The sequence below is a fragment of the Methanimicrococcus hacksteinii genome, assembly GCF_032714515.1.
Taxonomy (GTDB): Archaea; Halobacteriota; Methanosarcinia; order Methanosarcinales; family Methanosarcinaceae; genus Methanimicrococcus; species Methanimicrococcus hacksteinii.
This window is the reverse complement of the sequence record NZ_JAWDKC010000012.1, coordinates 69778-83178: the sequence shown is the minus strand read 5'-3', so window position 1 is coordinate 83178 and position 13401 is coordinate 69778. Positions and strand designations below refer to the sequence as shown.

16 protein-coding genes are annotated in these 13401 nt (G+C 42.7%); 7 read left to right on the top strand and 9 right to left on the bottom strand.

What is annotated here, in order from left to right; all coding sequences use genetic code 11:
* Positions 1–150: 150 nt before the first annotated feature.
* Entirely contained in the window at positions 151–432 is a 282-nt protein-coding gene (locus MmiAt1_RS03595) for a hypothetical protein (RefSeq protein ID WP_318785531.1), read from the bottom strand.
* Positions 433–573: 141 nt separating this feature from the next.
* Positions 574–789: a hypothetical protein gene (locus MmiAt1_RS03590; protein ID WP_318785530.1), complete on the bottom strand. Its 216-nt coding sequence runs from the start codon at positions 787–789 to the stop codon at positions 574–576.
* Between the two features lie 26 nt (positions 790–815).
* Between MmiAt1_RS03590 and MmiAt1_RS03585 the strand changes: the two genes are divergently transcribed.
* The 5 genes from MmiAt1_RS03585 (at position 816) to MmiAt1_RS03565 (ending at position 3775) form a co-directional block, all read left to right on the top strand.
* Entirely contained in the window at positions 816–1028 is a 213-nt protein-coding gene (locus MmiAt1_RS03585) for a hypothetical protein (protein ID WP_318785529.1), read from the top strand.
* Positions 995–1684: a DNA repair and recombination protein RadB gene (gene radB, locus MmiAt1_RS03580; RefSeq protein ID WP_420891283.1), complete on the top strand. Its 690-nt coding sequence runs from the start codon at positions 995–997 to the stop codon at positions 1682–1684. The genes MmiAt1_RS03585 and radB overlap by 34 nt, the downstream gene beginning before the upstream one ends.
* Positions 1685–1806: 122 nt before the next feature.
* The gene (locus MmiAt1_RS03575; protein WP_318785527.1) at positions 1807–2838 is read left to right on the top strand and encodes an S-methyl-5-thioribose-1-phosphate isomerase; all 1032 of its coding nucleotides are present in this window, start codon (positions 1807–1809) and stop codon (positions 2836–2838) included.
* Positions 2839–2997: 159 nt separating this feature from the next.
* Complete coding sequence (locus MmiAt1_RS03570; protein WP_318785526.1) at positions 2998–3492, top strand: 5' nucleotidase, NT5C type; 495 nt, start codon at positions 2998–3000, stop codon at positions 3490–3492.
* 106 nt (positions 3493–3598) lie between these two features.
* Positions 3599–3775: a preprotein translocase subunit Sec61beta gene (locus MmiAt1_RS03565; RefSeq protein ID WP_318785525.1), complete on the top strand. Its 177-nt coding sequence runs from the start codon at positions 3599–3601 to the stop codon at positions 3773–3775.
* A gap of 329 nt (positions 3776–4104) precedes the next feature.
* Here the strand turns inward: MmiAt1_RS03565 and MmiAt1_RS03560 are convergent, their stop codons facing one another.
* The 6 genes from MmiAt1_RS03560 to MmiAt1_RS03535 all read right to left on the bottom strand — a co-directional run bounded on the left by MmiAt1_RS03560 (position 4105) and on the right by MmiAt1_RS03535 (position 11831).
* On the bottom strand, positions 4105–4869 hold the full coding sequence (locus tag MmiAt1_RS03560; protein WP_318785524.1) for an ABC transporter ATP-binding protein: 765 nt from the start codon (positions 4867–4869) through the stop codon (positions 4105–4107).
* The gene (locus MmiAt1_RS03555) at positions 4870–5667 is read right to left on the bottom strand and encodes an ABC transporter permease (RefSeq protein WP_318785523.1); all 798 of its coding nucleotides are present in this window, start codon (positions 5665–5667) and stop codon (positions 4870–4872) included.
* 69 nt (positions 5668–5736) lie between these two features.
* Positions 5737–6219 (bottom strand): hypothetical protein, encoded by a 483-nt coding sequence (locus tag MmiAt1_RS03550; protein WP_318785522.1) that lies wholly within the window; start codon positions 6217–6219, stop codon positions 5737–5739.
* Positions 6220–6540: 321 nt separating this feature from the next.
* Complete coding sequence (locus tag MmiAt1_RS03545; protein ID WP_420891279.1) at positions 6541–6735, bottom strand: DUF1699 family protein; 195 nt, start codon at positions 6733–6735, stop codon at positions 6541–6543.
* A 787-nt stretch (positions 6736–7522) separates the two neighbouring features.
* Complete coding sequence (locus tag MmiAt1_RS03540) at positions 7523–10552, bottom strand: U32 family peptidase (protein WP_318785521.1); 3030 nt, start codon at positions 10550–10552, stop codon at positions 7523–7525.
* 292 nt (positions 10553–10844) lie between these two features.
* Entirely contained in the window at positions 10845–11831 is a 987-nt protein-coding gene (locus MmiAt1_RS03535; RefSeq protein WP_318785520.1) for an ABC transporter substrate-binding protein, read from the bottom strand.
* Between the two features lie 529 nt (positions 11832–12360).
* On the opposite strand from MmiAt1_RS03535, the gene MmiAt1_RS03530 reads away from it, so the two are divergent.
* Together MmiAt1_RS03530 and MmiAt1_RS03525 are read left to right on the top strand one after the other, a co-directional pair.
* Positions 12361–12495: a hypothetical protein gene (locus tag MmiAt1_RS03530; protein ID WP_318785519.1), complete on the top strand. Its 135-nt coding sequence runs from the start codon at positions 12361–12363 to the stop codon at positions 12493–12495.
* A gap of 4 nt (positions 12496–12499) precedes the next feature.
* The gene (locus MmiAt1_RS03525; RefSeq protein WP_318785518.1) at positions 12500–13018 is read left to right on the top strand and encodes a helix-turn-helix domain-containing protein; all 519 of its coding nucleotides are present in this window, start codon (positions 12500–12502) and stop codon (positions 13016–13018) included.
* A 36-nt stretch (positions 13019–13054) separates the two neighbouring features.
* On the opposite strand, the gene MmiAt1_RS03520 is transcribed toward MmiAt1_RS03525, so the two are convergent.
* Entirely contained in the window at positions 13055–13345 is a 291-nt protein-coding gene (locus MmiAt1_RS03520) for a hypothetical protein (protein WP_318785517.1), read from the bottom strand.
* Positions 13346–13401 lie beyond the last annotated feature (56 nt).

Sequence of the window (13401 nt, the reverse complement as noted above, 5' to 3'; positions counted from 1 at the left end):
CAAAAAAGCAAAATAAAAACAAGAACCAAAAACGGATAGAACAAAAACAAAAGAGACAGAAGCAAAAAAGACAGAAGCAAAAAAATAAAAATAAAGCGATTCCGTCAATCGGATCGCTTTGAAAACAATGACAACGGTGAAAACACGAAATTAATTCACCTTAAAGGAAACAGGTCTTGAACGTGTCTTGTTTTTCAAACCGGCTTCAGCATTCAATTGATAAGCGTCATAAATATTCCACAGCCAGAACAAAAACGCCGACAGTGAAAAGAACAGCGGCGTAATAAAGGGAATATACAAAATCCAACCAAAAGCTACCAAAATGCTGAGAACAGCAAATATGAGCAGACCGCGCAAGAAATGTCCCGAACAAAGTTGTCCCGATCCCGGTATGACCGCAGACAGGGCAACAACAAGGGCCTGACTTGCCATACATAATAATTAATCATTATAATTTAAATATGTTTCTGATTTTTTGAAAGAGGAAAAGAATCAAAAATAAAAATGAATCAAAAACAAAAATGAATCGAAAAAAAAGTTGAATAAAATTTTAAAATAATTCTTTAAAATGATTCAAGTCTGTTTTGCCAAAGAATAAGCGTCATAAATGTTCCAGAGCCAGTAGACAAGAACAATCAAAGCGCCGATAATCGGAACAACAACGCCGACGGCTGAAGCCACAATCGCGCCGACGAAGACAAGAATGCCTCTGAAAAAACTGCCGCTGTAAAACTGCCCGAGACCGGGAATGAAAAACGAAAATACTGCTGAAAGAATCGGATTTGCCATGAATCAACGTGACGGTTTCTTCTTATATGATTCTTGTCGTCCAAAAAATAAATAAAAACAGACGCATAATAAAGGGTGGCGTGAAAGGCAAAGACCGGAACAGGCGCGACAAAACAAAATACTTTAAAAGCTTTGCATCCTTTCTTCATCATCTTAAAAGCAATGAAGCGATTTTGACACAAACTCGAAATTTTTCAAACAAACAATCAAAAGAGGTGCAAATATCGGAAATTACCTGACAACGGGATGTCCGCCGATTGACGAATTGCTCGGCGGCGGCATTGAAGGCGGCATCGTCACGCAAGTGTACGGCGAGCCGGGCTCGGGTAAAACGAATTTGTGTCTGCAAGCGGCGGTCGAATGTTCCAAAGCCGGCAAAAAAGTGATTTACATCGATACCGAAGGATTGTCTTTTGACCGTTTTACGCAGATTGCGGGCGAAAATTCCAAAGAAATCGCTCAAAATATTCTGATTTACGAGCCGATGAGTTTCGACGAACAGTACACCGCCATCTGCGAAGTCGAAAAAATTTCAAACGAAAATATCGGCTTGATTGTCGTGGATTCCGCGACTTCTTTTTACCGCTACGAGCTGGACGATGACGACGCCGGCATCCAAGGGCGGCGCGAACTTTCCAATCAAATCGGATTTTTACAGAGCATCGCGCGAAAAACAGGCATATCCGTCTTAATTACAAATCAGATTTTCAGCGACGTCGAAAACAGCGGAAATGTCAAACCCATCGGCGGACGCGGCATCGAACACATTTCAAAAACGATTTTGAAATTGGACCGCGTGGGAACGGGAGAGAGAAGCGCAAAAATCATCAAACACCGCTCAAAACCCGAAGGCGATATGTGCTACTTTACAATAACGGCCGACGGTTTGAGATAAACAGCCGGCAGCTTGAAAGAAACGGACGACAACTTGAGAGAAACGGACGACAATTTGAGAGAACGGCAAATGAAATTTAAAAATTCAAATTTATAGATTTACAAAATAATTCAGGCGAAATTATGAGAACAATTGAGTGGGATGATTCCGATTCATCCATAAAAATGATTGATCAGACGCTTTTACCGGGCGAACTCAAATTCATCAACTGCAGAAACATTGCCGAAGTCTGCGAAGCCATCCAAAGCTTAAGAATCCGCGGCGCGCCGGCACTCGGTGTCTGCGGCGCTTTCGGCGTTGCTTTGTCTGCACAGCTGAGCAGCGCAAATACGGTCGAAGGCATGATCAAAGATATGAAAACGGCCGGAGAGGCGATCAAAAAAACACGTCCGACGGCAATCAATCTGGGATGGGGCGTAGACCGCGTTCTTCAGGTCGCCGAAGAAGAAGGTTTAGACCCTCAATTGATTCGAAATATCGCCTTAGAAGAAGCCAAAAATATGGCCGATGAAGATGTTGCCGTCAACAAAAAAATCGGCAAATACGGGGCAAAATTGCTCCGTGACGGCGATGTCGTTCTGACGCACTGCAACGCAGGCCGGACAGCCTGTGTGGACTGGGGAACGGCTCTGGGCGTCATCCGATCGGCCGTTGCCGACGGAAAGAAAATCACAGTCATTGCCTGCGAGACGCGCCCGCTCAATCAGGGCAGCCGCATCACCGCCTGGGAACTGCATGAAGACAAAATTCCGGTCCAAGTCATCACCGATTCGACGGCCGGATTTCTGATGAGCGAAGGCGTGATCAACAAAGTCATCGTCGGCGCCGACAGAATCACGCAGGAATTCGTTTACAATAAAATCGGAACGTACACGCATTCCGTTTTGGCAAAAGAGCACAACATCCCGTTTTATGTGGCCGCCCCCGTCTCAACGCTTGACCCCGAAAGCTGGGAAGAGAATGTTCAAATCGAAAGGCGCTCCGAAGATGAAATCCGCTACATCGGCTCCTGCAAAGACCTGAATGTTCCCGCCGGCGTTCCGATTCTGAATTTAGCGTTTGACAAAACACCGATGGAAAATGTGTCGGCAATCATTACGGAAAACGGTGTATTCTACCCGCCGATTTTGCTGGATGAAATCATCCTCGGATGACGGCAAAGCCGAACGGGAACAGAGGATGAAAGCAGCAGATGAAAACAGCAGCAGATGAAAACAGCAGCAGATGAAAACAGCAGCAGATGAAAACAGCAGCAGATGAAAGCAACAGCAGATGAAGTAAGCAGATGATGAAAACGAACGGCAGGAATTAAAATGACTGAAAAAAGAGAATCGGCAAAGAAAATACTTTACGTTGACATGGACGGCGTATTGGCTGATTTTCAGCGCGTCATTGATGAAACGGATGAAGAAACGTATCAGAGATGCTGCGCAAAGCCTGAGGAAAACAAAGCGGCAACTTTTGATGAAATTCCCGGCATTTTTAAAACAATGCCGCCGATTAAAGATGCCGTTGAAAGTTTTCGGGAACTTTCGCTTCATTTCGAAATTTACATTCTTTCAACCGCGCCTTGGGGAAACAATTCGGCGTGGTCCGACAAATTGATTTGGGTGAAAGAAAATCTCGGGGACTGCGCATACAAGCGCCTGATTTTAACGCACCGCAAAGATTTGAACAAAGGCGACTTTCTGATTGACGACCGCGAGAAAAACGGCGCGGGCGATTTTGAAGGCGAACTGATTCGGTTCGGCTCGGCCGAGTTTCCGGATTGGGCGGCAGTCAAACAATATCTGCTGACAAAGAAGTGACGCAAAAATAAAGAATGAAAGATAAATGTTTATATAAGAACAGACGCTCTATGATGTATTCTTTGATATTAGACGTAATTTAAAAATTTAGAGGAAAGATCTTTTTATGGTGAAGCAAAAAGGAAACGGTCTTCAGTCTTCCGCGGGATTGATGAGATATTTTGACGCGGACAAAAAAGCAATCACATTTAAACCGATTTATGTTTTAATCGCAGGTATTGTGATCGGCCTCTCTATTTTAGTTGTTTCTTATTTCTACGGCACCTGGCCGCTTACAACATAATTGAAAATGAATTTTTCATTTCATTTTCACCATTTTTCTTTTATTTAAAAATTGAGACGCGAAAGCAGACATGCCGCTTTGTTCCGGCAGATGCTCGCGCGCGATTGCCACCTTTTTTTGAAAAAATAAAAATAGACCCGTGTTTTAAAAACACAAAGAGTAGAACGATTATCAAAGTAAAAAACAAAATAAAACCAAAACAAAATAAAAAACGAAGTAAAACCAAAACAAAATAAAAAACGAAGTAAAACCAAAACAAAATAAAAAACAAAACAAAAAACAAAACAAAAAAATAAAAAATAAGAAAAACAGCCGGGCTGTTTTCTTTTTTAATCTATTTCGCAATTCGCGTTTGTGTCCAAAAGCCGGAGGACTTCATTGCGGATGGCATTTTCTTCCGGGCGCGTTCTGTCTCTCGGCCGCGGAATGGTAATGTCAATCGTCTTTTTGATTCTTCCCGGGCGTTTGGATAAAATAACAATCCGGTCGGATAAGAAAACGGCTTCGTCAACACTGTGCGTGACAAAAATGATTGTTTTCTTTTCTTCTTCCCAAATGCGGAGAAGCTCGTTTTGAAGATTGTTGCGGGTCTGCGCATCCAGCGCGCCGAACGGCTCGTCCATTAAAATGATTTCAGGCTCGTTCGCCAATGCGCGGGCGATTGCGACGCGCTGCTTCATGCCGCCTGAAAGTTCGTAAGGGTAACTGTTTTTGAATTCGGACAAACCGACCAATTTCAAATAGTTCAGTGCTTTCTCTTCGGCTTCTTTTTTGGAAAAGCCCTGCATCTGCGGACCGAACATAACGTTTCCGAGAACGGTTTTCCAGGGGAAAAGAGAATATTCCTGAAAAACCATGCCGCGCTTCGGGCCGGGGCCGGCAATGACTTCGCCGTCTAAGGAGACGGTTCCGCCGGAATAAGTTTCAAGGCCTGCGATAATGCGCAGAAGCGTGGTTTTGCCGCAGCCGGACGGGCCGAGGATGGTGACGAATTCTCCGTCTTTGACAGACAAATTGATGTCTTCGAGCGCCAAAAACTCGGTGTCGCCTTTTTTGAATTTTTTGTATAAATTTTCAATGACTAAATCGCCCATTCAAACCACCGTTCCTTTTTGCCATTTTAAGACGCGGTTTTGGATGAAATACCGGAACAGGAAGTCAAGCAATAATCCGATAAATCCTAAGATGAGCATATAAACGACAACATAATCCATCATTTGAATCCCGTAATAGAACCAGATTTTATAACCGATGCCTGTGTCGCTGACGCCGAACATTTCCGAAGCAGCCAAACACATCCAGCCGACGCCCATGGCGGTCTTGATACCGGAAAGAATCATGGGAGACGCTGCGGGAATGGCAACGTTTTTAATCAGCTTGAGGTCGGAAACGCTGCCTAAAACCTTTGCCGCTTCGACATAGATTTTCGGGACGTTTTTGAAACCGGAATAAGTGTTAATGATAATCGGGAAAACCATTCCCATAAAAATAATGAATCCTGCGGCCTGATGCGTCAGTTTCAGCCAGATAATTGCAAAAGGAATCCATGCCAGCGGCGGGATCGGTCTGAAAATTTCAACAATCGGATTGAGCGCTTTATCCAAAACCGGATACCAGCCCATCAGCATGCCGATCGGAACGCCGACAATCAATGCAAAGAGAAAACCAATGCCGAAATGATACAAACTGATCGCTGCGTCATTTAAAAAAACAGAGCTTTGAATGACACTCAAGAATGCCATGACGACACTTGAAAAGCGGGGCAGATAAAATGAATTATTGATATAAATCGCCAGCAATTCCCAAAGAATTGCGAAGACGGCCAACGATAAAACCCCGACAGCAACTTTTTGAACGTTTTGTGTGTCCATGCCGTTAATAAATGAATTCATTGTTTATAACTTTGTAGGGAAAAACGATAGCATTATACAAAAAGGAAAGAGCTGTGAATGAGACAGGAATTATTTTTTAACCCACATTTCCGGCTCCACCCGATAACCGCCGCCGGAACGAACAATCGAGGGATAACTGCTGATTTCTTCAATTGTGAATTTCAAAGATTCGGACTGAAAACGCGCCCAAATGTCTTTCCACGGAATCGCATAGGCTTCCCGCGGCCGGCCGACGCCGTAACGAAGCTCAACGGCCAAAAAACCGCATCTTCCGGACAAATTCAGAAAATCAGAAATGCGTTCGATTTGATGCACACCTTTTTTATCCGTCGTGAAATGCTGCGTAAAATAAAGGGCTTTTGTTCCTTTTTCAACAGAGATGCTTTTGCATTCGATGCCCATGTAATAATCGGGATGGAGCGAATCGACTAAAACATCCAGAAACTGAGATGTGAAACGGTGCTGCTTCAATCGATATGAAATGCCGCGCATATTGTTTTCTTTGAAATAATTGTTAAAAGAAGTGACTAAGCCTCTTTCAAATTCCGTCATAAATCAAAAAGGCACATACAGATATATGAGAATTTGCCGCGCGGAGAGAAAGTATTCAACAGAAAAGCCGAACCGGCACTAAAAAATGATTTTGTCAATAATAGAATGCAAAGACTGTCACTGTCAAACAGAATAATATAGTGCTGTCAAAAAACAAAATAATACAATGCTGTCAAAAATAGAATGCAAGACTGTCAAAAATAAAAACCGATAGATAGAATGCAAAAAAATAAAAATAAATTGTGCCGCGGCCGACGGTATCAGAGATAATAAGAGCTGACATCGGCCGTAACCGGCAAACCAACAAAACCTGTATCGTTTTTAAAATTTCAAATTATTTTTTTCAGATAATGTTTTTTTGTAAGAACCCGGAATATGAATTGCTTGAACGCTTGAACAGCGCGAAATCAATGTCATAATATCCTTATTGGAAGGCCGGAATGCCAAATGAATAATTTTGTCACCCGATTTCAATGTTCCGATTTCATCTTTTGAACTGACAATTCTGATTTTCATTGCTCCCTCTCTCTGTTTTTGTAATAATAGATGTAAGGGTTCATCAAGACCAAACAGTGTATAAAATTTTTAAATGTAATGATCATTGATGAAGGTTAATAAAAGGTATAAGTGAAACGGTTGTAATTAAAGGTTTTGTTTCAAAATTACATTTGTATAACTCTATACCTTAGAACTTACTTAATATTTATAAGATGTTTTAATTTAAAAGCATAACGGAATACTACTGTTAAAAAATAATACTAATGAAATACTCCATTATACGAGATGACAATTAAGTAAGTGTTAAGGAAGAATCAGAATGAACGAATTCAACATAACAGTCTAAGAATTTTAATATTAATTGCGAATGATTATTATAACCAATCATTTAACTTATTTAAATTTAATTGAAATAAATCAAATGAAATTATTAAAAAATCGGCAGAGCAATATCGATTTTAAAATAAAAATAACAGAAGAACGACATAACATCTCGCCGGTTCAAAAATTGTCATTTTCAATCGAAATACAACATGAATGCTGCCGAACCATACCGAAATTGAAAATTAAATTCAAAAAGAAATTATCAAATTTAAAGATGAAATCAAATTCAAAAAATCAAATCAAATCAAATTAAAATCAAATCAAATCAAATCAAATTAAAATCAAAATCAAAATCAAAATCAAAATCAAACCAAATTAAAATCAAAATCAAAATCAGATTTGAAAAATGGAAACGGGCTTCAAAAACCGACATCGAGTTTCAAAGATGGAGTTGAAGTCGGATATCGTTTTTGAATTGAAATTAATCCGTGCTTCGCAGGAAATTTCCTTTTGTATATTCCGAGCCGTCCTGCGAATACAAAATAACATCTTCCGACCGATTTTCGGAAAGATTTTCTGTTTTGGCTGTTTTGGTTGTTTCGGCCGTTTCAATCATTTTCCCGTCTGTTTTTTCCGCCGTATGATCAATGCGGCTGAGTTCGGTTTTATAAGATTTTACCAACGAAAAAATCTCTTCGCTTGTATGTCCGATGCCGTCAATCCTGAAGCATGAAATGCCTGCTTTGCGGATTTTTGAAAGCAGATCAAATGCATTCAATTCTTTGGAATTAAAAAGATGATTTCTGCCGGCCGCGTCTGTTAAAACCGGAAACTGATAATTTTTGGAATCTTTGAGCATGTAATCGGATAATGAAACCGATTCGGAATTTGACCCGAAATTTGTTTTGAAATCGGACGCGGTCTCGGATTCTGACTCGAACGCGGATGCCTGCGGCGATGAAAAAGACTTACCCGCAAGCAGAGACTGAAGCAGCGGATGTTCCGTAATCATCAGTCTTTGTCGGCCGTGAACACAGCATTCGAATACGGGGAACGAATCCGCCGCAGAAGCAGAGGATTGAATGAGTTTGTCAATCTCGGAAATCGAAAGTTCCGGAGAAACAATGACCGACGACACGCCTTGACCGAAAAAGAAATCGGCGGCATTTGAGTTGAAGATGTTAAAAGAAAGATCAATCGCGATTTTAAAGTAATCCGCAAAATCGGAATCGGATTGAATGAATTCATAAACGCCGACGTTGGATGCCAAAATGCCGGAAATGCCGGTTTCTTTTAAAATTTCAAGATTTTGCTTTAATGAAACGAAATCATTTTCTTTTGTCACCGACGGCGTTTTGAAGAAAATGTTATCCAAATCCGAAGCTGAAAGCTCGTTTTGAAGGCCGCGAAGATCTTCGGCCGTCAAACCGAATTCAACACCGGAAACCGGATCTTTGAATAAATCGCCGCCGGCATAAATCCGATCGGCGCCGGCATTGAGTGCTGCAAACAATCCCTCTTTTGAATAAACGCAAACGGAAATTTCGGGCGCCGGAAAATCGGATTCCGAATCGGTCTGCAGAATGCCGGATGCTTTGTTTGAATCGTTTGAATTTAAATTCCCGGGCAGCTGTCTTTGGCGGCGGACAATGCGCTCATTTAACAATGCCTGAAGCACTTTGTTCCGGGCATTTTTAAATTCGCCGACCGGAACAAAACAATCTCCGGAAACGGAAACATCGGCGGATTGTGTCTGCCAGATCGTGCCGCCGAGTTTGAACAAAAGGTCCGATGCCTGTTCTTTTGAAAACGGATTTTTTTGAGCAGGCTCGATAATATAATCGGAAGATACGGAAACGGACAGCCCTTCAGAATCGGAAGCGGTGATTAAAATCGGCATTCCGACAGTGAGTTTGCAGTCAAACGAAACCGGAATTTGAATGGATTCCGAAGGAGATAATTTTTCAATCATTTCGGGAACAGAAAGACTATCGGCAGGAGAAACGACAGAAGAATCATCAGCCGGAGAAACGGCAGAAGAATCAGCAGCGGACAGGTTGCATGAAGACGAACCACCGTAAGCGGATAAAACGGTTTCTTCAATCAGTGCCGTTCTTTCTTCATCCGTGGCGGCGGCGGGGAAAGTTTTTAAGAGATCTTTTTGAAGTTCAAAATCGAATGTTTTGTAAACGGAATCGCCCGCGGCGGGGAATTTGGAGCCGTATTCGGCAGGCGGCATTGGAATTTCAACGGTATCGCCGGGGCCTGCTTTGCTGCAGATTTTGCGTCCGACATACATTTTTTTAACCGTGAATCCGATGCGCGGATCTTCCGTTGAGTTCATATTTTTGCCGATGTCGCCGATTGAAATGCCGTCGTGCGCGGAAAGTTCCGATTCGAGCAAGACGGAAATGTTTGAGTTTCGGCGGTCGGTCTGCGTGATTTTGCCGACGGGAATGCCTTTATTGTACGGCAGTTTTCGGCTCATCAAATCGTTTTTCGGGTTTTTGAAGAAATAACCGCCGGTAAATCCGCGATTGAAAAGTTTTAAAAGTTTTTCTTCTTCGGCCGGTGTCGGCAAGGTACCGGAGTTCTGTTCGGAAATGATTCTGTCGATGAGATTTCTGTAAACGGAAACGACGCCTGCCACATATTCGGGTTTTTTCATACGCCCTTCAATTTTAAAAGAGTCGACGCCTGCCTGAATGAGATTTTTGAGCGTTTCTGATGCGTTCAAATCTTTCGGGCTGAGAAGGTATTGGCCGTCAACGAAAACAGGCTTCCCGCGAACCAGCAAAGTATATCTTTTTCGGCACGGCTGAGCACATTTTCCGCGGTTGCCGCTGCGCGAGCCGACAAGGCTGCTGAAAAGACATTGGCCGGAATAGCAGATGCAAAGCGCGCCGTGAACGAATGTTTCAACTTCGACGCCTGTTTTCTTAATTTCCGCCAGCTCGGGAATCGAATTTTCACGAGCAGGAACGACACGGGAAACGCCGTGCTTTTGAAGAAAAGACGCGTGATAAGAATTGTGAACGGTCATCTGCGTGCTGGCATGAACGGCGAAATCCGGATATCTTGAAGCGGCTCTGAAAAGCAGGCCCAAATCCTGAACAATCACGCTGTCAACGCCGCGGCAGTAAAGTTCGTCAAGCAGAAGCATGACATCGTCCAGCTCATCGTCTTTGTAAAGCGTGTTCAGCGTCACGTACACTTTTTTTCCGAACGCATGCGCGTAATCAATTCCCGCGGCAAGTTCCGAATCCGAAAAATTGCCGGCGTACGCGCGCGCGCTGAAACGGGAAGCGCCCATGTAAACGGCATCGGCGCCGTTTTGAACGGCGGCAATAAGCGAGAGGAACGTACCTGCCGGTGCCAAAAGTTCGGGCGGCGATAAATCGGAAACATCAGAAGTATCGGAAGCATCGGAAAGATTGGAACCGTCAAACTCGTCGGAGATGTCAGAAACAATATCCTGAGAATCGGTTTTGGAAGAATCAGAAGAAGACAAGCAGAACCCTCGAAATAAATAATATCTGAATTTATCTGAAAAACAGGAATACCCGTTAAAATAACTTTGCTTTTTTAAAAAAGATCAGAATTGAAAACGGGAAAACAATAGACGGAAAATAAAAACAAAAGCAAAAACAAAAACAAAAGCATAAGAAAAATCAAAAAAGAGAAATGAAAATCAAAAACAATAAAAAGAGAAACGAAAATCAAAAACAATAAAAATAAAAGCTGCCGATTGCCGGCAGCTTATTTTCGTTTTACTGTTTCAAAGAGGGATTTCGATAGAGAAATCAGTTTGCTTTGACATAGGCGTCGTAGAATGACATGTCAAAGAGGTCTTCGGATGTCAATTGTTTGGAAACCAAACCTTGATCATACTGAGATTTTGCGTAAGCAACGACGTAATCTTCAATGACGTACGGGTCGGAAATCCATGCGCCGTCCCAGTCGCTGATGGACTGGAGAATGATTGATTCGGAAACGCCTGTGATGTTCGCATAATATTTGGCGGCTTCTTCAGGGTTTTCGTTGGTGTATTTTGTTGCGTCGGCGTGGACTTTGACAAGCTCGGCAACAACATCGGGGTGTTCGTCGATGAATTTCTGGCTGACAGCCAAAACACAGCAGGCGTGGTCGGGTGACATTTCGCCGGAGTCCATCACAACTTTACCGTCGCCGGCCTGCACAATGATGGAGGGTGCGGGGTGCGGCAGGAAAACAGCATCGACAGAACCTGCTTTCAAAGCGGTTTGCGCTTCACCGGAGTCCATGCCTTTAATGTCGACTTTTGTCATATCAACGCCGTTGTCGGCGAGCCACTGTTTCAAAAGTGTGTCCTGAATGGAGCCGGGCGGGAAGGTTGCGATTTTTTTGCCTTCAAAGTATGTGGGGTCTGTGTAATCCGCATTTGTCGGAACGATCAAGCCGGATCCGTTAATTTGGACGGCTGCGACGATTTTCAAATCATTGCCTTGAGCAATGGACGGGATAAGCGGCGCGGCGCCGATGTAAGCGGCCTGGATAGCGTTGGACGCAAGCGCTGTGGCTTCGGACGGACCGCTCGGGAAGGATTTGTCGCTGACTTTGCCGATGCCTTCAATTTGCGTTAAGTTTTCGGCCCACCAGTCAAGCGCTTTTGCGCTGGTGTAAGCCATTTGGTGCGTGCTCGGCTGGTAGCCGATAATAACATCTGTGTCTTTGTCATTGCTCAGACAGCCGGAAAACGCAACAGCGCAGACCAGCAGAACGGCAAGACCGAGAAGCATTATTTTTTTCATAATAAACCTCCGAAAAAATCAAAAACAATCATATTTTGAATTGTGCAATTAGAATTTTAGAATAAATTCAAACGTATAATTTTAAAATTTAATATGCTGCAATACAATATAAATGATTCAAAGTGTAATTCAAATATAATGCAAAGTGTAATACTGTAAAGTTTCAATGAGTGAAGTGTTTCGAGAAAACGGTTAACGGCATTTAATACAGGGGAATGAAAAGTGACAAACTGAGAGATAGATCAGCATGTCATGTCGAATTTAATTTCCTCGAAACACTTTTTTTCCGAATTGTTTAATTCGGAAAGGGAATTTTTTTGTTTTTTACGGCAAACCAAGCCGCAAATTGTAATTCTTTGAAATTAATATAAAAAGCTATCCGAAATCGAACGATTTTTATCATTATTGTGATAATTTTTTATACTCTGTTTCCTTTTATGGACAATAGAAAATCAGACAAAATCATTAAAAATGCCGCCCGAATTTTATTTCAAAAAATTAAAAAAGGAAAATTAAAAAAGGCGAATAAATGAAAATAAAAACGGCAACAAAAAAGGTAACAAGACCAACAAAAGCAACAACAAGACCAACAAAAACGGAAACAAATCTAACAAAACTAACAGAAAAGCAAACAAAAACAAAAATGATGATGAGGAAAAAGTGATAAAATGAACATATCGGACCGTTTAATTAAAGCCGCGTTTGAATCGGACAAGAATTTCCAAATTGTCCTCCACCGCGTGATTAAAGAAGACTTAAACATGAACGCCGTTGATTTTTCAAACGAAGCCGGCATTCCGCACAGCACGCTGTACAAAATCCTATCCGGAAACCGCGCCCCGAATATCAAAACGCTCCGCCAGATTGTCAACACCGTCAAAAAGCATGAAATGCCGACGGACGAATTTATTGCCGTCATTGCCGCACGCATGGTTTTAGACACAATCACGGAAACAAAAAGAAAAATCGGCGGCCGCCTGATTACGGTCAAAGAATACTCCGCCAACTCCATCGAAGAAGCCATCATCGTCGCCACGCGCGCCGAAAGAGACGGCGCCAAAGCGCTGGTGTGCGCCCCGATTGTCAGCCACACCGTTGAAAAAATCGTATCCATCCCCGTCACAACGATCATGCCCAAAGAAAGCATTACGGAAGCCATCGAAATTGCGATGCGGAAAGTCGGATGAATGCATTTTCATTATTCTGATTTTTAAATTTCTTTTTTATTTTTCAAACCGGATTCCGGTTTTTTTGCTTTTCAAAAAGCGCAGATTGTTTTTTGTTTGTTTCAAAATTGCATGGGTACGCGCGCGGCCGCAGGCGGAAGCGGCAAGGCAGCAGCGCAAACGAAAACAGTAAGGTAGCAGCGCAAACGGAAACAGTAAGGCAGCAGCGCAAACGGAAACAGTAAGGCAGCAGCGCAAACGGAAACAGTAAGGTAGCTGTGCCCCCGTTCGCGCAAGCGAACGGCTGCTCAAAAAAGAAGCGGATGCATATGGAAACGCCGACTGCAATGCAAATTCGCTGACCGCATCGCAGACAAACGTTGCAGCAAATACTGTAAATGTAA

Bases quoted from the DNA above. Each gene is read 5' to 3' on its own strand.
- MmiAt1_RS03595 (WP_318785531.1), bottom strand. From the start codon at position 432: ATGGCAAGTCAGGCCCTTGTTGTTGCCCTGTCTGCGGTCATACCGGGA.
- MmiAt1_RS03590 (WP_318785530.1), bottom strand. From the start codon at position 789: ATGGCAAATCCGATTCTTTCAGCAGTATTTTCGTTTTTCATTCCCGGT.
- MmiAt1_RS03585 (WP_318785529.1), top strand. From the start codon at position 816: ATGATTCTTGTCGTCCAAAAAATAAATAAAAACAGACGCATAATAAAG.
- MmiAt1_RS03575 (WP_318785527.1), top strand. From the start codon at position 1,807: ATGAGAACAATTGAGTGGGATGATTCCGATTCATCCATAAAAATGATT.
- MmiAt1_RS03570 (WP_318785526.1), top strand. From the start codon at position 2,998: ATGACTGAAAAAAGAGAATCGGCAAAGAAAATACTTTACGTTGACATG.
- MmiAt1_RS03565 (WP_318785525.1), top strand. From the start codon at position 3,599: ATGGTGAAGCAAAAAGGAAACGGTCTTCAGTCTTCCGCGGGATTGATG.
- MmiAt1_RS03560 (WP_318785524.1), bottom strand. From the start codon at position 4,869: ATGGGCGATTTAGTCATTGAAAATTTATACAAAAAATTCAAAAAAGGC.
- MmiAt1_RS03555 (WP_318785523.1), bottom strand. From the start codon at position 5,667: ATGAATTCATTTATTAACGGCATGGACACACAAAACGTTCAAAAAGTT.
- MmiAt1_RS03550 (WP_318785522.1), bottom strand. From the start codon at position 6,219: ATGACGGAATTTGAAAGAGGCTTAGTCACTTCTTTTAACAATTATTTC.
- MmiAt1_RS03545 (WP_420891279.1), bottom strand. From the start codon at position 6,735: ATGAAAATCAGAATTGTCAGTTCAAAAGATGAAATCGGAACATTGAAA.
- MmiAt1_RS03535 (WP_318785520.1), bottom strand. From the start codon at position 11,831: ATGAAAAAAATAATGCTTCTCGGTCTTGCCGTTCTGCTGGTCTGCGCT.
- MmiAt1_RS03530 (WP_318785519.1), top strand. From the start codon at position 12,361: ATGAAAATAAAAACGGCAACAAAAAAGGTAACAAGACCAACAAAAGCA.
- MmiAt1_RS03525 (WP_318785518.1), top strand. From the start codon at position 12,500: ATGAACATATCGGACCGTTTAATTAAAGCCGCGTTTGAATCGGACAAG.